Source organism: Citromicrobium bathyomarinum (genome assembly GCA_001306305.2).
Lineage (GTDB): Bacteria > Pseudomonadota > Alphaproteobacteria > Sphingomonadales > Sphingomonadaceae > Alteriqipengyuania > Alteriqipengyuania bathyomarina.
This window is the reverse complement of record CP155577.1, coordinates 2662135-2683302: the sequence shown is the minus strand read 5'-3', so window position 1 is coordinate 2683302 and position 21168 is coordinate 2662135. Positions and strand designations below refer to the sequence as shown.

At 65.8% G+C, this 21168-nt stretch carries 10 protein-coding genes and 1 tRNA gene; 7 read left to right on the top strand and 4 right to left on the bottom strand.

Going from position 1 to position 21168, the window contains the following annotated elements:
• Window positions 1-34: 34 nt before the first annotated feature.
• Window positions 35-916 carry an ABC transporter permease gene (locus tag VO57_013330; GenBank protein XBL69102.1) on the top strand — a complete coding sequence of 294 codons (882 nt, stop codon included), beginning with the start codon at window positions 35-37 and terminating at the stop codon, window positions 914-916.
• Window positions 917-978: 62 nt separating this feature from the next.
• Here VO57_013330 and hspQ read toward each other — a convergent pair whose 3' ends face one another.
• Window positions 979-1359: a heat shock protein HspQ gene (hspQ, locus tag VO57_013325; GenBank protein XBL69101.1), complete on the bottom strand. Its 381-nt coding sequence runs from the start codon at window positions 1357-1359 to the stop codon at window positions 979-981.
• 181 nt (window positions 1360-1540) lie between these two features.
• Between hspQ and VO57_013320 the strand changes: the two genes are divergently transcribed.
• A tRNA-Ser gene (locus VO57_013320) sits at window positions 1541-1630 on the top strand.
• Window positions 1631-1723: 93 nt separating this feature from the next.
• On the opposite strand, the gene VO57_013315 is transcribed toward VO57_013320, so the two are convergent.
• Together VO57_013315 and VO57_013310 are read right to left on the bottom strand one after the other, a co-directional pair.
• Window positions 1724-3553 carry an ATP-binding protein gene (locus tag VO57_013315; protein ID XBL69100.1) on the bottom strand — a complete coding sequence of 610 codons (1830 nt, stop codon included), beginning with the start codon at window positions 3551-3553 and terminating at the stop codon, window positions 1724-1726.
• Window positions 3554-3603: 50 nt separating this feature from the next.
• On the bottom strand, window positions 3604-4275 hold the full coding sequence (locus tag VO57_013310; GenBank protein ID XBL69099.1) for a response regulator transcription factor: 672 nt from the start codon (window positions 4273-4275) through the stop codon (window positions 3604-3606).
• A 313-nt stretch (window positions 4276-4588) separates the two neighbouring features.
• On the opposite strand from VO57_013310, the gene VO57_013305 reads away from it, so the two are divergent.
• From VO57_013305 to acs, 5 genes are all read left to right on the top strand, one after another.
• The gene (locus VO57_013305) at window positions 4589-13258 is read left to right on the top strand and encodes a cadherin-like beta sandwich domain-containing protein (GenBank protein ID XBL69098.1); all 8670 of its coding nucleotides are present in this window, start codon (window positions 4589-4591) and stop codon (window positions 13256-13258) included.
• Window positions 13259-13379: 121 nt separating this feature from the next.
• Window positions 13380-14327, top strand: a complete 948-nt coding sequence (locus VO57_013300; protein XBL69097.1) for a GAF domain-containing protein — start codon at window positions 13380-13382, stop codon at window positions 14325-14327.
• A 139-nt stretch (window positions 14328-14466) separates the two neighbouring features.
• Entirely contained in the window at window positions 14467-15987 is a 1521-nt protein-coding gene (gene adh / locus VO57_013295) for an aldehyde dehydrogenase (GenBank protein ID XBL69096.1), read from the top strand.
• Window positions 15988-16075: 88 nt separating this feature from the next.
• On the top strand, window positions 16076-17110 hold the full coding sequence (gene adhP, locus VO57_013290) for an alcohol dehydrogenase AdhP (protein XBL69095.1): 1035 nt from the start codon (window positions 16076-16078) through the stop codon (window positions 17108-17110).
• Entirely contained in the window at window positions 17107-19383 is a 2277-nt protein-coding gene (gene acs / locus VO57_013285; protein XBL69094.1) for an acetate--CoA ligase, read from the top strand. The genes adhP and acs overlap by 4 nt, the downstream gene beginning before the upstream one ends.
• A gap of 183 nt (window positions 19384-19566) precedes the next feature.
• On the opposite strand, the gene VO57_013280 is transcribed toward acs, so the two are convergent.
• Complete coding sequence (locus VO57_013280) at window positions 19567-21150, bottom strand: carboxylesterase family protein (protein XBL69093.1); 1584 nt, start codon at window positions 21148-21150, stop codon at window positions 19567-19569.
• Window positions 21151-21168: the final 18 nt, after the last annotated feature.

Below are 21168 nucleotides of genomic sequence, written 5' to 3'. Positions count from 1 at the left end.
GCCACCCGTTTCGCCAGCGCTTAGGCCGCGCAGCATGAGCGATCAAGCACCGCCCGCACAACAGAGCCTCGCCGCAGCCCGCGCGGCGCCCGACAATTTGCCCGGATGGGGCGAGCCGAAGATCCACGGGATAAACACGATCGGCCTGTGGAGCCTGTATCTCAAAGAGGTGCGGCGCTTCTTCAAGGTGCAGACGCAGACCGTGTGGGCACCGGCCTTCACCACGCTGCTGTTCCTGGTGATCTTCTCCGTCGCGCTGGGGCGGGGCGGTCGCGAGATCCTGGGCGTGCCGTTCGAGAGCTTCCTTGCGCCGGGCCTGATCGTGATGGCGATGATGCAGAACAGCTTCGCCAATTCTAGCTTCAGCTTCCTGTCGGGCAAAATCCAGGGGACCATCATCGACCTGCTGATGCCGCCGCTTTCGCATGGCGAGCTGCTGGCCGGGATCGTCGGTGCGGCGGTAACCCGTGCGGTGCTGGTCGGCTGCGCGGTGGCGCTGGCGGTGTTCATCTATCCCGGCGCGAAGCTGATGCTGTCGCACGCCTGGGCGATCGTCTGGTTCGGGCTGATGGGAGCGCTGATGCTCGGGTTCTTCGGCCTGATGGCGTCGATCTGGGCGGAGAAGTTCGATCATAACGCTGCGGTGACCAATTTCGTGGTCGCCCCGCTCAGCCTGCTGTCGGGCACGTTCTACACGCTCGATCGGCTGCATGAGCCGTTCTATACGATCAGCCACTTCAACCCGTTCTTCTACGTGATCTCGGGCTTCCGCTATGGCTTTATCGGGCAGACCGACATTGGCGGCGGTACGGCTGGCGATGTGTGGATGGCGGCGGGCGGTCTGCTCGTGCTCAACGCGGTGCTCGCGCTGGCGACCTTCGCGCTGCTCAAGTCGGGGTGGAAGATCCGGCAGTAGCCGGTCGCGCGATCCGGCTGAAGGAAGGCGGGCCGGAGGGCTGATCCTCCGGCGCTCCAGCCTCAGTGGGTCATGCCCCGGCGCATCTGGTATCGGCCGTCGGCGAATTCATCGAACATCTCGTCGATATTGGGATGGTCGACCGGGCCGCCCGTTCCATCGCCGACAAGGTTCTGCTGGCTGACATAGGCGACGTAATACGCATCGTCGCTCTCGGCGAAGAGGTGGTAGTACGGCTGATCGCGTTCGGGGCGAATCTGTTCGGGAATCGCCTCGTACCATTCCTCGCTGTTGGCGAAGGTTGGGTCGATGTCGAACACCACGCCCCGGAAATCGAACATTTTGTGGCGCACCACGTCGCCGACGCCAAAGCGCGCCTGGCGCTTGAACGGCACTTCGATCTGGCGGCCGGCCTGGTGGGAAAAGAACTGCGAAAGCGGCATTCGTGACAAGATAGATGTCCGGGGGGCGCGGCACAATGGGCAGCGGTGCGCCGGGCGAGAATCGGGCTTCATACAGGTGCGTAGCAAGAGGGGCTTGGCAGCGCCCGCGCATTAGGCTAGCTGCGCCCTCCCGGCCCTCCGGCACGCGCATTGCCTGCGCTGCCGTGCACCCCTTTTTTGCGGAGAGGTGGCAGAGAGGTCGAATGCGCCGCACTCGAAATGCGGTGTACGGGCAACCGTACCGTGGGTTCGAATCCCACCCTCTCCGCCACTCAGCCTAGCGACAGTTCTGTTTGCTGATCGCACTCTGCCGGTGGATATCGCGCGGATGCGCCGTGCCCAGGGGCTCATCGACAACCGGCAATCACCAGAACAGGTGGACCGATGTGCCCTTGTCCGAGGTGTCGATTTCCAGCGAAATACCGATGTCTGAGGACCGCTGCCGCATGCCTTTCAGGCCCAGCCCGTTTTCGGAGGGGTGGCGATCGGCCTCGACGTCCGGATCGAAGCCCTGGCCATTGTCGGTGATCCAGATATCCCGCTCGCCGGTCTGCACCGTGATGACGTCGGCCCCCGAGTGCTTGACCGCATTGGTGATCGCTTCCTGCACGATACGCATCATCCCGAGGACGTTGGAGCGGGTCGGAACGTCGAACCGGGGATCGCCTTCGACCTTCCATTCGAAGCGGGCATGGTGCCGATCGAGCAGCGGTTCCAGCCGGTTGCGGATCATCCCCAGCGCGGCGGATATCTCCAAGTCTGAGTGGAGGCTGTCGATCATCAGCGCCATGTCGCCCAGCGCATCCTCCAGCGCGTTGCGCAGCACGGGATCGTCCCTTCCGGAATTCTCGAGATAGGCGAGCGTGTTGACCAGTTGCCCGCCGATCCCGTCATGCAGATCGAGCATGATCCGCTGGCGTTCCTGGGCAACGACCTGCTTTTCCTTCTGCCGGCCAAGCGCACGATACATCTCGTCCAGCTCGGCCGACTTGGCGCGCACCTGATCCCTCAGCGACTCGCTGAGCCGGTCGCGCTGGCGTTTGATCTCGACCAGCCATTGCACCAGCGTCCAGCTGATCCCGGCGAACAGGAGCGTCACTGCGACCTGACCCAGCGGCAGCCGGACGACCTGACGGACCAGGAAGGAGTCGAGCCAGGCGGTCACCGCGCAACTTGCCGAGAGGCCGAACAGCAGGACCAGCGCGATCCGGTCTGCGCGCGCGATGAGCGGCGTCGTTATCAGGATCCAGAGAATGCAGATTATCGCGATCGCGACGCCGATGAAACTCGCGCCGGTGGCGCTGATCCCGGCAACCGGCTGCCCTGCAAGCAGGATCGCCAGACCGACGGCCATGGTGCCGTGCACCGCCATGAACGCCAGCCTCGAGCGTTCCTGAAAGAAGTCGCGCAGGAACATGTAGAGGCAATAGGCGGTCCCGTGCATCGACAGGATCGAGGCAAATCTCCACCAAAGCCCCGGCGGGGTCATGTTGGGGTAGGCGAGTTGCCAGCCGAAAATGGTCGCGCCCGCCATTGCCAGGGGGAGCCAGCCCAACCCCTGTCCCCGGCGGTTCATTCGCCAGAGTGCGAAGAACGCGCCCCCGAGAATGGCGGCCAGACCGATGTTCATGCGGACCATGCCGGTCCTGAAGGCGAAGCGGCTCAGCCAGGTCAGCCGGATCGCGTCCGCTTCCCCGACATAGACGGGGTAGAGCGCCAGTCGGCCGATATCCGATTGCGTCAGGGTAATGTCGATCCGGTTGCTCCCTGGGCGCAGCACCGGCTCCGGCAGAGCACCGTAAATCGGCCTGTTCCAGTCGTGCCACAGCGGGCCATCCGGCTCGGAGTTGGGCGACATCCTGATGCCGTTGACTTCGATCCGCGCATGATCGGTCACCCGCGGGGCGACGAAGGCCTGCAGGTCTTCGCTGGCAGGCCTGTCGAAGGTGAGTCGATAGTGGGCACCCACCACCGTCGTATCGCGCTCCAGCGTGGTGACATGGGGGAGCGTGACGGGCGTAAAATCCTGACAGTCGGGCTCCTGCGCGTCCGCGTGCTGAAGGCACATTTCGGCGCTGTCGAGGCGCTCGCCCCGCGTCATTTCGGGATAGGGATTGATCGCCAGCAGCTGGATCAGCGTGGTCAGCGCGCCGATGAAAAGCGGGATCGCGAGGAGGAGGGCGAACGTGTGCAACGCCCCGCGTGGCGCAGTTTCGACCTCGCCCCTTTCGCTCAGCAGCTCTTTCAAAACAGGCCGAGGCGGTTTGCGGTGGCCACGGCCTGAGTGTTCGAGCCGACTTCAAGCTTGCGGTAGACGTTGTTGATGTGGGTGCCGACGGTGCCGACCGTGATGTTGAGCTTGTCGGCGACTTCCTGCCGTTTGAAGCCATGGGCGATCAGCCGGAGAATATCCTTCTCGCGCGCGGTCAGCCTGATTTCCAGCCCATCGTCCTTCGGCTCCTCCGGCTGCGGGACGAGATTGAGCAGATAGCGCGCGATCTGGGGGCTGATCGGGCTGCCGCCTTCCAGAACGGTCAGCAGATTGCGCCCGACCTCCTCGGGCCGGTCGTTCTTGAGGATGTAGCCGGTCGCGCCCGCCGCAATCGCTTCGATCACGCGATCCTCATCGGCGAATACGGTTACGACCAGACTGTCGCACGGCCAGTCGGCTGCCTGAGCGGCGCGGATGATCTCCACGCCGGAGCCGTCCGGCAGGCCGAGATCGACGAGAATTGCACGCGGTTTTATTTGTGAGAGTTCGAACAGCCCTTCGCGCACCGATCGCGCGATCGAACATGTCCGCACCTGAGCAAGCTGCAGCACCGCCCGCGCCAAGCGGTCGGCGGTTTCCCGTCGATCCTCGACGATAACGACGTCGACCGTCGCCGACACCATCTCGACCGGCCTATCCGTCACGCAGCCTCTGCCGACATTGGAGGATTCGATTGCTGCTTCACCGTCTGGTTTCCTTATCCCCGATCGGCCGTGCGGTCGCTTGGGACGGGCGGGGGCGTGCAGGATCGTTCCAAAAGGGAACAGTCCGGGTTCCGAACAGGACCATAGCAGAGGCCAAATCGACCGAATATCAATGGATCCGTAGATGGTTCGGTCCTTACCGAAATCTTAAACCGCCAGCCAACTGGTTCAATCCGGAGAGACGCGGATCGGTCGTCAGGGGACGTGACGCCGATCGAGCCCCGGCATTGATCGCGTTGTAGGGGTGGGAAAAGTGGCATCGGGAACACGCGCAAGGCACGGCTGGGGTCGCGCCGGGTGGCATGTCTGGGCGAGACTGCACAAGCTCAGCCAATCGCTTCCGCGCGCCTTCACGCCGAACGCTCCGGCGCGCCGAGGCTCGATCCTCACCGTCATCATCGCGGCGCTTGCGCTGTTTCTGCCTGCCGCCGCCGCGGCGCAGCCCGCGCTGCAGGTTTACGGCATGGTCGAGGGCTCGTCCGTCGCCGTTCCCAACGGCTCCTCGACGCGAACCGTGGCGACCGATTTCGGGGCTGTCGAGGAGTCGGGCGGTCAGCTCCTGCGATATTTCCTGCTCTACAATCCCGGTGACGCTCCGCTGACCATCACCGACGTGTCGGTGTCTCCGGGCAGTGTGTTCCGGATTCCCCAGGACAATACCGGGGTGATCGGGGCAGGCGGCAGCAGGACGATCTCGGTCGCGTTCGATCCGGACGGAGGCGGGCCGTTCTCGGAGACGGTCAGCGTGGCGAGCGACGATCCGAACGTTCCCAGCTATAGCTTTCAGGTGTTCGGCGACGGCATTGCGACCGCGGGGCCGACCGTAACGCTGGGCGTGCTGAGGGATGCCGGCAGCAATAGTTTCACCGCGACCGTGACCTTTTCGGCGCCCGTCACCGGGTTCACCGCCGGCGATCTGGTCACCACGAATGCCAGCGCCACCCTGAGCGGTTCGGGGACCAATTACGTTGTCACGGTGAGCCCGTCTGCATCCGGGCAGTTCAGCGTGCAGGTGCCGGCCAACATCGCGGTCGACGGATCGGGAAGGTACAATCGCCCGTCCGAGATCCGCACCGCGACCTTCAACCCGCCCTCGGGGCCCGTCCTGCGCGTAACCGGCAGTGGCAAAACCATCGCGAGCGGGGACACCTCGCCGAGCAGCGGCGATGGAACTGTGTTTGGCGAAGCCGTTGTCGGGGGCAGCGCGGTCGACGGCACGTTTGTGCTGCATAACGACGGGGCGGCCGCGCTGGCGATTTCGTCGATCACCGTCGACAATACCAGCGGCAGTGCTTTCAGCCTGGTCGGGACCACGCCGGGCTCGATCGCTCCGGATGGGAATGCGTCGATCACCGTGCGTCTGGATCCTGCCGTCGCGGGTTCATTCAAGGCGGTGGTGAGGATCGCCAGCAATGATCCGGCCACCGCGACGTACAGCTTTACCGTGAGCGGGATCGTCGCAGAGCCCGCACCCGAGATCTATATCTTCCGCTCCGGTCTACCGCTTTCAAATGGTGCCGCAGCCGAGGCGAGGACCAGTTTCGGCACGATCGATGTCGGCGCCTCGGCCAACCTGCAGTTCATCGTGTACAATTCGGGCAATGTCGACCTGACCTTCGCCACTTCCATCTCGCCCGGCGATGGGTACCGGTTGTCGTCAGGATCATCGGGCACGGTTCGGGCCGGGGCCTTCAAAGGCTTCGAGGTGTTCTTCGAACCCAAGGCCGAAGGCAGTTTCCCGACCACGGTTTCGATCGCGAGCAATGATCCGAACACGCCGCTGTTTACTTTCGGCATGACAGGGTCGGCGACCGTGCCGGTGCCAACGATCGGCACGATTGCCCCGGACGAGGGCGACCAGGCCGGCGGCACGAGTGTGGCGATCACCGGCACCGGGTTTCTGACGACGCAAGGCGTCACGTTCGACGGGATCGACGCGGCGAGCTTTACCGTGGCGAGCGACACCAGGATCGATGCGGTCTCTCCGCCCCACGCGGCGGGTGCCGTCGATGTGGTGGTGACCACCGCCGGCGGAGCGGCGACCGCCACCGGCGGCTACGCCTACCTCGGCTCGAGCGATGCAACGCTGTCGTCGCTGTCGGTCAGCGAGGGGACGCTGAGCCCTGCATTCGACCCTGCCCAAACGGGTTATACGGTGGCGGTTGGCGAGGCTGTCGCGACGATCGCGCTGACGCCGACCGCTGCGGATGCCGGGGCCACGATCACGGTGGCAGGCGCGGCTGTCGCGTCGGCGCAGGCGAGCGGCCCGGTTGCACTGTCGGCGGGTCAGAACGCGATCGTGGTCGAAGTGACCGCCCCCGATGGCACGACCCGGCAATATACGGTCACCGTCACCCGCGCGCCGTCCAGCGATGCCACGCTTGCGGGGCTCTCGGTCAGCGCGGGCACGCTGACGCCAGCCTTCGATCCCGCGCAGGGCAACTATACGGTGAGGGTCGCGAACGACGTCGACACCATTACCGTGACGCCGACCGCGGCGGGTGTTGGCGCGACGATCACGGTGAACGGCATCGCGACAGCATCCGGCAGCGCGAGCGCGCCGATTTCCCTCGTGGTCGGCACCACCCCGGTCACGATCAGGGTAACTGCCGCCAATGGTGCCTCGCGCGTCTACAGCGTTCCGGTCACGCGCGCCGCGCCGCCGACGATCAAGGTCTTTTCCATGACCGGCGGCCAGGCGGTCGTCGCCAATGGCAGCACTGCTGCAACGCCCGGCACAGATTACGGTCAGGTCAATATCGGCGGGCAGGGCACGCGCATCTTCGTGGTCAATAATGCCGGCGGGGCTCCGCTGACGCTGACCGGTCTCTCCGTCACGCCCTCCGACGGCTTCACGGTTCCAGCGATTACCTCGCAAACGATTCAGCCCGGCGGGATCTATCAGCTGACGATACCCTTCAGGCCGACCACCACGGGCACCGTCGATCCAGTCGTCTTGATCGCCAGCGACGATCCGAACACACCGACCTTCAGCTTCGCGATCCACGCCACCGCAGCCGCGCCGGTGCCCACGATCGGCTCGCTCTCGCCGGTCAAGGGCGTGGCCGGTGGCGGGGCCAGCGTCACCATCAACGGCACGGGGTTCCTGACCGCGCAGAGCGTGACGTTCGGCGGCACCAATGCGAGCGCTTTCACCATCGCCAGCGATACCACGATCCAGGCGACGACACCCGCGCATGCGGCGGGCGTGGTGGATGTGGCGGTCACCTCGCCGGGCGGAACTGCGACCGCCAGCGGTGCCTACACCTTCCTTTCCGGCGACGCGTCTCTGGCGAGCCTTGTGCCGAGCGATGGGGCGCTGTCGCCCGCGTTCGACCCAACCGGGCAGAACTATAGTGTGCAGGTCGCACATTCGGTCGACACCTTCACGCTCACCCCGACGGCGAGCGATGCGGGTGCAACGATCACCGTCAATGGCAATGCCGTTACTTCCGGCAGCGCGAGCGCGTCGGTCGCGTTGCCGGTTGGCGTAACGTCGATCACGGTCCGGGTGACTGCTGCGGACGGTTCAAGCCGCCTCTATTCGCTGGCAGTGACGCGCGCGCCCTCGAACGATGCGAGGCTCTCCGGGCTCACTGTGAGCGAGGGGGCACTGTCGCCCGCATTCGATGTGGCCCAGCTTGGCTATTCGGTTGCGGTGGCCAATTCGGTCACCTCGATAAACCTGACGCCGACCGCTTCGGACGCGGGCGCGACGATCAGGGTTGCCGGCTCAATCACCGGCTCCGGCAGCGCCAGCGCGCCGGTGGCGCTGGGCGCGGGGACGACTGCGATCGCGGTGCTCGTCACGGCGGCCGACGGCAGCACGCGCGAATATACCGTGGCGGTAACACGCGCCCCGTCGAGCGATGCGACGCTTGCCAGCCTCGTGCCGAGCGCTGGCGCTTTGTCCCCGGCATTCGACCCGGCGCAGCTGAGCTATGCGGTTTCGGTCGGCAACGGGGTCGACACGATCACGCTGACGCCGAGGGTTTCCGATGCCGGAGCGAGCGTGACGGTCGCGGGCAATGCGGTCGCTTCGGGCAGCGCGAGCGCGCCTGTCGCTCTGCCGGTCGGCACCACCCCGATCGCGGTGGTGGTAACCGCTGCCAATGGCACGACACGGCAATACAGCGTGGCAGTGACGCGAGTGGCGTCGAGCGATGCCACCCTCTCGGCCCTGACGCTGAGCGAGGGAACGCTTCAGCCCGCCTTCAGTCCGTTCAACACGAACTATCTTGCCGATGTCGGCAGTTCGGTCGCTTCAATAAGAGTGACTCCGACCGCTTCGGATGCCGGTGCCACGATCAGCGTGGCTGGCAATGTGGTCGCCTCTGGCAGTGCGAGCGTGCCGGTACCGCTGTCCGCCGGCAGCAATCCGATCCCGGTTGTCGTCACCGCGGCGGATAGCACTATACTGCAATACACCATTACCGTGACCCGCGCGGCATCGAGCGATGCGACGCTGTCGGGTCTGGCGGTGAGCGAGGGGACCTTGTCGCCAGCTTTCGATGCAGCCCAGACCAGCTACTCGGTAGCGGTCGGCACTGCGGTCGATTCCATCCGCATAACGCCCACCGCCTCCGATGCCGGGGCGACGGTGACCGTGGCGGGCAGTCCGGTCGCCTCGGGCAGTGCCAGCGCGCCGGTCGCATTGAATATGGGCACGAACTCGATCGCGGTGGTGGTGAGGGCAGGGAACGGTGCCACCCGCAGCTACACCGTGGCGGTGACGCGCGCCGCGCCGCCGACGATCGGCGTCTATTCGACCGTCGGTGGTGTCCAGCCGCTCACCGACGGCTCGACCTCGGCGACGTCGGGGACCGATTACGGGCAGGTTATGGTCGGCTCCTCTGCCTCGCGCAGGTTCTTGATCAGCAATAGCGGAAATGCCGATCTGGTGATCTCGGGTGTCACCGCGACCCCGGGGGCGGGATTTGTCGTGCAGGCCGCGCCGTCGCGGACGATCACACCGGGCGGCACCTACGAATTCGACATCCGTTTCGCGCCGGAGACTGCGGGAAGTTTTACCGCGACGATCGCCGTTTCGAGCAACGATCCTGCCACGCCCTCCTTCACCTACATGCTGTACGCTAGCGCCGCAGCGCCGCTTCCCACGATCACGGAGGTCACGCCCTCCCAGGGCCCGACCTCCGGCGGAACGAGTGTCGCGATCACCGGCACGGGCTTCCTCACCGTAAACAGCGTCACCTTCGCAGGGGTGGATGCAGACGCGTTTACCGTGGTCAGCGACACGCGGATCGACGCGACGACCCCGGCGCATGCAGTGGGCACTGCCGATGTCGTCGTCACCTCGCCGGGCGGAGCGGCCACCGCTACCGACGCCTATCGTTACCTCTCGGCAGATGCGGCACTGTCGGGCCTTACGGTAAGCGAGGGCACGCTGACGCCGGCCTTCGACCCCGCACAGACGGACTTCGCAGTGACGGTGGGCAACGCGATCGCTTCGATCACGCTCAGCCCGACCGCATCGGACACAGCCTCCACTATTACCGTTGCTGGCAATCCGGTCGCCTCGGGCACCGCGAGTGCGCCGGTAGCCCTGTCGCTCGGGACGACCTCGATTGCTGTGGTGGTGACTGCCGCCGATGGCAGTACGCGGCAATATACCGTGGCAGTAACCCGCGCGGGGCCGCCGACGATCGGTGTCTATTCGACCAGCGATGGTGTCCAGCCGATCGCCAATGGTGCGACATCGGCGACAGCGGGTACCGATTTCGGGCAGGTGATCGTCGGCTCCTCGGCATCGCGTCGCTTCCTGATCTTCAACGAGGGAGATGCCGATCTCACCGTCTCGGCCATTACGGTGACGTCCGCCGCCGGGTTCACGATGCAGAGCGCATCCTCAAGGACGATCGCTCCGCGTGGTTCCTACGAGTTCGAGATCGGTTTTACCCCGGAAACCGGCGGCCGCGTGACCACGACGATCACGATTGAGAGCGACGATCCCGCAACGCCCTCCTTCAGCTACAGCATTTACGCAACCGGCGTGATGCCCGAGCCCACGATCACCGGGGTCGCGCCGGATGAAGGCCCGACTCCCGGCAACAAGGCGGTTACGATCACCGGCACGGGTTTTCTGGAGGTGAGCAGCGTGACCTTCGGAGGTGCAGACGCAAACGCGTTTACCGTTGCAAGCAGCACGCGGATCGACGTGCTGACGCCAGCCCATGCGGCAGGCAGCGTCGACGTCGTTGTCACGACACCCGGCGGCGCGGCAACGCTTGCCAATGGCTACACCTACATTTCCGGCGATGCCCGGCTGTCTGCCCTGGCGGTGAGCGCGGGGACGTTGAGCCCCGCATTCGATCCGGCGCAGGCGAGCTACACGGTTGCGGTAGGCAACGATGTCACCACGATTACGCTGACCCCGACCGCAGCCGCCGCCGACGCGACAATCACGGTTGCGGGCAATGCGGTTGCCTCTGGCACTGCCAGCGCTCCGGTGGCGCTGCCGGTCGGAACCACCTCGATCCCGGTCGTCGTGACCGCTGCTGATGGTACCACCCAGAGCTACACTGTTGCGGTGACGCGCGCTGAAACGGGCGATGCTCGACTGTCCGCGCTGTCGGTAAGCGAGGGAGCGCTGAGTCCTGCGTTCGATCCTGGGCAGGCGAGCTACACTCTTGCCGTCGGCAATGCAGTCGAGAGGATAACTCTGACGCCGACCGCGTCGGATGCCGGAGCCACGATCACCGTGAACGGTGCCGCAACAGCATCGGGCGGCGCGAGTGCACCGGTCGAGCTGGGCGTGGGGACGACGTCCGTTTCGATTGTCGTCCTGGCGGCCGATGGCACTCGGCAGGAATATTCGATTGCGGTCACCCGCGCCGCTTCCAGCGATGCCCGCCTGTCCGGGCTGGCGGTAAGCGCGGGCGCGCTGAGTCCGGCGTTCGATCCGGCGCAAACCAGCTATACGGTGGCCGTCGGCAATGATGTCGCCACGATTGTGCTGACGCCGACTGTCTACGACGCCGGCGCGACGGTGACCATCGCGGGCAACGCGGTGGCCTCGGGCAGCGCGAGCGCGCCGTTGGCGCTGCCAGTGGGTGCGACCTCGATCGCGGTGGTGGTGACTGCTGCCAACGGCACCACCCAGACCTACACCGTGGTGGTCACGCGGGCCGCCTCCAGCGATTCTCGCCTGTCTGCTCTGTCGGTAAGCGACGGGACGCTCAGTCCGGCCTTCGATCCAGCGCAGCTAGGCTACACGGTGACCCTCGGCAGCGATGTCGAGACGATCACGTTCACTCCGACTGTTTCCGACGCCGGGGCGACAGTCACCGTCGCGGGTAGCGCGGTCGCTTCGGGCAGCGAGAGCGCACCTGTCGCGATCCCTGTCGGGACGACGCCTATCGCGGTGGTGGTGACCGCTGCAGACGGCACCAGCCAAGCCTACACCGTGGTGGTCACCCGTGCCGCCTCAAGCGACGCCCGGCTATCCGCTCTGGCGATCAGCCAGGGAACATTGAGCCCGGCGTTCGATCCGGATCGGACCGACTATACGGTGCTCGTGCCCAACGAGGTCGAGGCGGTCGCATTGACGCCCGTCACCTCCGATGCCGGAGCGAGCGTGACGGTTGCAGGAAAAACCGTCGCGACGGGTAGCGCGAGCGCTCCGGTGGCGCTGCCGGTCGGAACCACCTGGATCGCGGTCGTAGTGACCGCTGCCGATAGCACCACGCGGAGCTACATTGTTGCGGTGACGCGTGCCGCATTCGACCGGCCCGATCCCTCCACCGATGGCGAGGTCGCCGGCCTGATCGATGCCCGGGCAGAGGCTGCCCGGCGGTTCGCCCACAATCAGCAGCGCAATTTCGGGCGCCGTCTCGAACAGCTTCACACCGAGGGCGAGCGGCGCGCGTGGAGCATGGATGTGAGGATGGCCTATCAGCGTGCCGCGCCGCGCACGCGACAGGGGGATATTTTTGGTCTGAACAGCAGCGACAACCTGGCCAGTCAGACCGATTTTGCGGACCTGCTTCCGACGCGCTTCGCGCCTGAGGGGAGGCAGTCTGCGGTGCCGGAGACCCATGCCCCGGGATCGGGTCGATCGGCTGGCGAGAGCGCGCAGGACATGCCCTTTGCCGTGTGGTCGAACGGGTTCGTCAATTTCGCGGAGGATAGCGGCGGGATGCTCGATCTGGACTCGACCATGATCGGGGTGAGCACGGGTATCGATTATCGCTTCTCGGACAGTTTCGTCGGCGGCGTGGGTGCCGGGTATGGTCGCGATCGCACGGAGATCGGGGCGAACGGCAGTCTGAGCCGTGGCACTGCCTACAGCATGTCGCTCTACGGCAGCTACACGCCGGCGCCGAACCTGTTCATCGATGGTCTGCTCGGCGGCAGCATTCTCGACTTCCAGTCGGTCCGCTTCGTGACGCCGACAGGGGGGATCGCGACCGCAGACGTCGGCGGCACCCAGCTGTTCGGCTCGCTCACCTTCGCCTACGAATTGCGCGACGATGGCTGGATGGTGTCGCCTTACGGGCGGATCGAATTCTCCCGTTCGCGGGTCGAGGGGTTCACGGAATTCGACGCCGGTGCCTACAGCCTCGCCTATGGCGACCAGCGGGTGGACAATCTCTCCGCCAATCTGGGGCTGCGGGCGTACGACACGATAGAATTGCCGATCGGCCTGCTGCGGCCCGAACTGCGCGGAGAATACGGTTACGACTTCGCTGGTCGTTCGAGCATGATGCTGAGCTATGCCGACTTCGGGTCGCGGACCTATTCGACCCTCGTCGGACGCACCACGCGGCACAATCTCGAAGTCAGCCTGCTGCTCGATCTGCAAATGGCTGGTGGCTGGAAAATCGGGACGGGCTACCGCACCACCATCGGGTCGCAATCACAGCGCAGCCATACGGTGGACGTGCATGTCGAAGTGCGGTTCTAGGTAGGGGCAGCGGCACCATGAAGATATGGGGGCGCACTCGAACCCCATTCCTCCGCCCTATCCGAGGTTCATGACAACGTCATAAGTCGCCAAGGCGATCGAAATGCGGTACGTGTGCGCCATGGCAGTCGAGCACGAAGACTCGGTCGAGAAGGTCCTGCACTCTTCTTCCAGCGCCGCGCAATCGTTTGTTGCGGCCAGCTGGTGTCGTTCGGGCCTCAAGTACGGGCTCGATGCGGGGGCCGATCAGGGGCGGGAACTTGTTTCCGGCAGCGAGCTTACGCAGCGGCGCGAACGCCACGGCCTGATGCTGGAGGTGGCGCGGCCGCTGCTCGACCAGCTGTTCCAGACCGTCGCCGCCACCGGCTGCGCGGTCATGCTGTCGGACAAGGACGGTGTCATCCTCGAATCGCGAAGCCAGACGGGCGACCGGGCAATGTTCGACCAGGTCGGGCTGACGCCGGGCGGCGTGTGGAGCGAAAGCCGCGAAGGGACCAACGGGATCGGCACCTGTCTTGTCGAAGGGCGGCCGGTCACGATCCACCGCGACGAACATTTCGCCTCCCGCAATATCGGCATCAGCTGCATGGACGCGCCGGTGCGCGATGCGGCGGGACGGCTGGTGGGCGCGCTCGACATCTCCAATTGCCGCGACGATCACAGCGCGGCGATGGGCGCGCTGGTCCAGAAGATCGTGCAGGATGCCGCGCGCAGGATCGAAAGCGGCGTGTTCCGCAAGTTCTTCGAAGGGCACCGGATCATCGATGCCAACCTGCCGGGCGGCGATGCGGCGTTGCTGGCGGTCGACCGGGACGATCTGGTGATCGGCGCGACCTATGCCGCACGCCATCGCCTCAACCTGTCGGACGACTGCCTGACCGGATCGCGCAGCGCGGCGGAGATCCTCGGCGGAGAGGACTCCGCATCGTTCCGCGACTCGGAGCGTGCGGTGCTGCGGCGCGCGCTGGCGCAGGCCGATGGCAATGCCACACGGGCGGCAAAGGCGCTCGGCATCGGGCGTGCGACGCTGTATCGGCGGATGGAAAAGGTGGGGCTGGCACGCGGCTGACACAGCTTGCTCCAGAACTGTCTCGATAGCGAGACAGTTGCGCCGACGATCCGCCCCCCCGCCCTTTGCAGCGGGGCCTTTTCAAGGAACCATCATCCTCACGACCGGGAGCACCCGGCAAATTCGAGAGGATCAACTGATGGACATGCAAACCAGCCCCGCCGCATCGATGACCGCCCCGTTCGCGGAGCGTTACGACAACTTCATCGGCGGCCAATGGGTCGCGCCCAAAGACGGGCGCTATTTCGACAATGTCTCGTCGATCACCGGCAAGCCGGTTGGCAAGGTCGCGCGCAGTCAGGCGGCGGACATCGAAGCCGCGCTCGACGCCGCCCATGCCGCGAAAGACGCCTGGGGCCGCACCAGCGCGGGCGAGCGGGCGCTGATCCTCAACCGCATCGCCGACCGGATGGAGGAGAACCTCGAACAGATCGCGATCGCCGAGACCTGGGACAACGGCAAGCCGCTGCGCGAGACCATGGCCGCCGACATCCCGCTCGCGATCGACCACTTTCGCTATTTCGCGGGCTGCATCCGCGCGCAGGAAGGCGGCATTTCGGAAATCGACCACGATACGGTCGCTTACCATTTCCATGAGCCGCTGGGCGTGGTCGGCCAGATCATTCCGTGGAACTTCCCGATTCTGATGGCGGTGTGGAAGCTCGCCCCGGCGCTGGCGGCGGGCAACTGCGTGGTGCTCAAACCGGCCGAGCAGACCCCGGCCTCGATCATGGTGCTGATGGAGCTGATTGGCGACCTGCTGCCGGCCGGCGTGGTCAATGTGGTCAACGGCTTTGGCGTGGAAGCGGGCAAGCCGCTCGCCAGCAGCAGCCGGATCGCCAAGATCGCCTTTACCGGCGAGACGAGCACCGGCCGCCTGATCATGCAATATGCGACCGAAAACCTGATTCCGGTCACGCTGGAACTGGGCGGCAAGAGCCCCAACATCTTCTTCGAGGACGTGTGCCGCGAGGACGACGACTATCTCGACAAGGCGATCGAAGGCCTCGTGATGTTCGCGCTCAATCAGGGGGAGGTCTGCACCTGCCCCAGCCGCGCGCTGGTGCATGAGAGCATTTACGAGCGTTTCATGGAACGGGCGATCCAGCGCGTCGAAGCGATCAAGGCGGGCAACCCGCTCGATATGGAAACGATGATCGGGGCGCAGGCCTCGTCCGAGCAGCAGGAGAAGATCCTCTCCTACATCGCCATCGGCAAGCAGGAAGGTGCCGAGCTGCTGACCGGCGGCGAGGCGGCACGGTTCGAGGGTGAGATCGCGGACGGATATTACGTCAAGCCGACCGTGTTCCGGGGCAACAACCGGATGCGCATCTTTCAGGAGGAGATCTTCGGTCCGGTCCTCTCGGTCACGACGTTCAAGGACCATGACGAGGCGCTTAACCTCGCCAACGACACGCTCTATGGCCTCGGCGCGGGCGTGTGGAGCCGCGATGCCAACACTTGCTACCGCTTCGGCCGGGCGATCAAGGCCGGGCGCGTGTGGACCAACTGCTACCACGCCTATCCCGCGCACGCGGCGTTCGGCGGCTACAAGCAGTCGGGCATCGGGCGCGAAAACCATCGCATGATGCTCGACCACTACCAGCAGACCAAGAACATGCTGGTCAGCTACAGCCCGAAGAAGCTCGGCTTCTTCTGAGGCGCTTCCCTCTCCCTCCCCCCCTCGGGCGCTGCGACGCATGCCCTTCGCAGCGCCCTCCAGAAAGTGAAGACTCAGGAGAATTGCCATGAGCAAGACCATGAAAGCCGCGGTCGTCCGCGCCTTTGGCGAACCGCTGCGGATCGAGGAAGTGCCGGTGCCCGAAGTTGCGCCGGGCATGATCCAGGTCGCCATTCAGGCCTCGGGCGTGTGCCACACCGATCTGCATGCCGCCGAAGGCGATTGGCCGGTGAAGCCCGAGCCGCCGTTCATTCCGGGCCATGAAGGCGTGGGTTTCGTCTCTGCCGTGGGCAAGGGCGTCACCCATGTGAAGGAAGGCGACCGGGTCGGCGTGCCCTGGCTCTACACCGCCTGCGGCCACTGCACCCACTGCCTCGGCGGGTGGGAGACGCTGTGCGAGAGCCAGCTCAACACCGGCTATTCGGTCAACGGCGGGTTCGCTGACTATGTTCTGGCCGACCCCAACTATGTCGGCCACCTGCCCGACAATGTCGGCTTCAACGAGATCGCGCCGGTGCTGTGCGCGGGCGTGACGGTCTACAAGGGCCTGAAGATGACCGAGACCAAGCCGGGCGATGCGGTGGTGATCTCCGGTATCGGCGGGCTGGGCCACATGGCAGTGCAGTATGCGGTCGCGATGGGGCTTAACGTGGTCGCGGTGGATGTCGACGATGCCAAGCTCGACCTTGCCCGCAGGCTCGGCGCGGTGGAGACGGTCAACGCCCGCACCGAGGCGGACCCTGCGGCGGTGGTCAAGCGGCTGACCGGCGGCGGTGCGCGCGGCGCGCTGGTGACGGCGGTGAGCGAAAAAGCGTTCGAGCAGGCGGTCGGCATGATCGGGCGCGGCGGCACCGTGGCGCTCAACGGGTTGCCGCCGGGCGATTTCCCGCTCAACATCTTCGGCATGGTGCTGAACGGCATCACCGTGCGCGGCTCGATCGTGGGCACGCGGCTGGACCTTCAGGAATCGCTCGACTTCGCCGCCGATGGCAAGGTCAAGGCGACGATTTCGACCGCCGGTCTGGACGACATCAATGCGGTGTTCGACCGGATGCGGCAGGGCCAGATCGAAGGGCGCGTCGTCCTCGACATGACCCAATGACGAGCGCCGCCGCGCCGGAGGACCGCGTGGTCCGCCGCGTGATCGCCACCGACGCGGCCACGGCCCTGCTGGGCCAGATCATCGAACGTCACGGCCCCGTGCTGATCCACCAGTCGGGCGGGTGCTGTGACGGCTCAAGCCCGATGGTCTATCCGCGCGATGAGTTCCGCCTCGGCGGGTCGGACGTGCTGCTGGGCACGATCGGCACCACGCCGGTCTATATCGGCGCGGCGCAATTCGCGGCGTGGAAACACACGCAGCTTATCCTTGATGTGGTGGAAGGGCGAGGCGGCATGTTCAGCCTCGATAATGGAACGGGCCGACGCTTCCTCGCGCGAAGCCGGACCTATGGGGAGAGAGAAATCACCATGTTGCACAAGGCAGACAGGCTTCGCGCCATGCAGGCATCGATCGACAGCGATGCGGACGCCTTCTGGCTGAACGAAGCGCACCGGCTCGACTGGAGCGTCTTCCCGACGAAGGCGGACGAGAGCAGCTTCGACAAGGCCGATTTCGGCATTCGCTGGTTTGCCGATGGCGCGCTGAACGTCTCGGTCAATTGCCTCGACCGCCACCTCGATACGCGCGGCGACCAGCCCGCGATCGTGTTCGAAGGCGACGAGCCGGGGGAAGGGCGCACGCTCACCTATCGGGAGTTGCACGGGCAGGTCTGCCGCTTCGCCAATGTTCTGAAAGCCAGCGGGATCGGCAAGGGCGATCGGGTGATCCTTTACATGCCGATGGTGCCCGAAGCGGCGATTGCGATGCTCGCCTGCGCCCGGATTGGCGCGGTCCATTCGGTCGTCTTCGGCGGCTTCTCGCCCGACAGCCTGGCCGACCGGATCGCCGATTGCGGTGCCACCTTGGTCGTCACCGCCGACGAAGGCACGCGCGGTGGCAAGCGTATTCCGCTCAAAGCCAATGTCGATAGCGCGCTGGAGCGGGCGAGCGGCGTCGATACGGTCATCGTCATGCAGCGGACGGGTGGCGACGTGGCGATGCGCGAGGGGCGCGACATCTGGTGGGAGGATGCGTGTTCGAACGTTTCCGACGAATGCCCGCCCGAAGCGATGAACGCCGAAGATCCGCTGTTCATCCTCTACACCTCCGGCTCGACCGGCAAGCCCAAGGGCGTGCTGCACACAACCGGCGGGTATCTGCTGTGGTCGACGCTGACCTATGATCTGCTGTTCGGCCCTGAGGAAGGTAAGGATGTCGCCGACGATCTGTTCTGGTGCACCGCCGATGTCGGCTGGATCACCGGGCACACCTATGTCGTCTATGGCCCACTCTCCAACGGCGCGCGCACGGTCATGTTCGACGGTGTGCCCAACTATCCCGATCCCGGCCGTTTGTGGGAGACGAGCCAGCGCCTCGGCGTGACGATCTTCTATACCGCGCCGACCGCAATCCGCGCGCTGATGCGGCAGGGCGACCGGTGGGTGATCCGCCATGACCTGTCCTCGATCCGTCTGCTGGGCACGGTGGGCGAACCGATCAATCATGAAGCGTGGGAATGGTATCATGACATCGTCGGGCGCGGGGAGTGCCCGATCGTCGATACCTGGTGGCAGACCGAAACCGGTGGGGCGCTGATCGCGCCGGTCCCCGGAGCGACCGAGACCAAGCCTGGCAGCGCGACCCTGCCACTTCCCGGCGTCCACCCCGAACTGGTCGATGGCGAAGGGCATGTGCTGGCTGGAGCGACGGAGGGCAATCTGGTCCTCACCCGCAGCTGGCCGGGCCAGATGCGCACCATCTTCGGTGATCACGATCGCTTCTTCCAGACCTATTTCAGCACCTTCCCCGGCACCTATTTCACCGGCGACGGCGCACGGCGCGACGAGGATGGCTATTACTGGATCACCGGCCGGGTCGACGATGTCATCAACGTGTCGGGGCACCGCATGGGCACCGCCGAAGTCGAAAACGCGCTCGACGAGCATGTGCTGGTGGCAGAGGCCGCCGTCGTGGGAATGCCGCATGATATCAAGGGGCAGGGCATCCATGCCTTCGTGACACTGAAGGCCGGGGAGGAGGGCAGCGATGCCCTGCGCCAGGAACTGCGCGATCTGGTGCGCAGCGAGATCGGACCGTTCGCCACGCCCGACGTCATTCAGTTCGCGCCCGACCTGCCCAAGACGCGTTCGGGCAAGATCATGCGCCGGGTTCTCAGAAAAATCGCCGAGGGGCAGCCCGATCAGATTGGCGACATCTCGACCCTCGCCGATCCCGGCGTCGTCGATGCGCTTCGTGAGCGCAGTCCAGCATGATGGCCTGACGATCGAGGCCGGCTAGTTTGCCTCCGGGCGGGGTGGGACGCTGTCCTACATCGCCTCGTCGCGCTAGAGCCGAAACTGCCCTTTGACATTCCGCCAGGGTTCCCGGGCCTGCCCGTGGGGAGAGGCAGTTTTCTCTCCCCTGGACAGTGTGTCAGGTGTGTCAGGCTAAGGGCTTCAGGGCTTCCAGTATTGGCGGAAGCTGGCGCGCGGATCGCTCTCCACCCGGAGGTCTTCGTCGAAGATCAGCGTCGTGCGCTCGGGCGGGGAGTAGGGCTTCCATTCGGGAATGCGCTCGTTGTTCGGGTCGCCATTGGCAGCGAACGCGGCCCAGCTCGACGCGATGGCTGCGGCGAGCGTGTTGGCCTCCTTGCTCGATCCGTTGAGCGCGCCGCGCGTGTTGTACAGGCTGGGCGCGACGTCGATCCCGTGGACCGCGCCGAAGCGGCCGTCCGCCGCCGGGCTCGGCTGGGTCCACAGATAGGTCCAGACCGGCGCGCCGCCCTGCTTCGCCTTGAGTTCGGCCTGCGCGAAGGCCGACTTGCGGAAGGTGAGGTCGGATTCGAGCCGCGCGGCGAGCAGGAAGGGCGGGGCGTCCGGGTCTTCGGCCCGATAGGCGGCGACCGCTTCGGCGGCCCTGTCACCCAGGTGCTTACGGGCGAACTGCGTCAGGCGCGCCTCGTCCATCGCGAAGTCGCCCATGCGGTAGGCGCGCTCGTCGAGTACGGAGGACACAATCATCGGCACGTCACTGGATACATCGGGCGCGTCCGGGTCCCACGGGTGGCGGGGCAGGGCGATCCCGTCGACGACGGGCGCGAAGGATCGCGGCGCTTCGCCCTTGGCGCGGTCGGCGGCCTCCAGCTTGGCCTGCGTTTCGAGGAGGACGGTCCACGGCACCTCCTGCAGCTTGCGGAAGTCGGCGGGTGCTATCTCCAGCGCGTCCATCAGCCGTTTCGCGGTCGCGCTCGCCATTTCGGGCGGCATCATCCGCAGCGCCGAGCCGCTCATCACGCCCGCGCGGTGGAACAGGCCCTTGCCGCCGGGCATCGCCATCAGCACGCTCGTCTTCGCGCCGCCGCCCGACTGGCCGTAGACCAGCACGCGGCTTGGATCGCCGCCGAAGGCTGCCACGTTCTCGCGCACCCAGCCCAGCGCGGCGACGATGTCCTGCATCCCCACCGTGCCCGAAGTGGCGAACTCCTCGCCGCCGAACTCGGCGAGGTGGAGGAAGCCGAACGCGCCGAGGCGATGGTTGATCGCGATCACCACGCTGTCGGTGAAGCGCGCCATCGCTTCTCCGTCCATGCCGACCGAGTTGCCCGAGCCGGAGTAGAACCCGCCCCCGTGCAGCACGACGATCACCGGCTTCTTCGCATTGGGATCGAGCCCGGGCGACCACAGGTTGAGCGACAGGTTGTCCTCCCCCATGCCCGAGGGATTGCGATCGACCATGATCAGGTCGGCATAGGTATGGCGGCGGTCGCCCGGGATCTGCGGGGCGACGTCGGTCCAGTGCAGCGCATCGCGCACGCCCGCCCATGGTTCGACCGGCTGCGGCGGCATGAAGCGGTTCGCGCCGCTCGTGTCGGCAGCATAGCTCACGCCCCGGAAGATCGAGACCCCGCCCGATTCCAGCCCGCGCAGCTTGCCCTGCGCCGTCTCCACGATCGGGAACATGCCCGCCGCGAATGCTGGCCGCGCCATGGCGGTAGCGCCGAGCGCGAGTGCCGATCCGAGTGTCTGTCGCCGCGTCATCATCCCCGAGTCTCCCTTTGT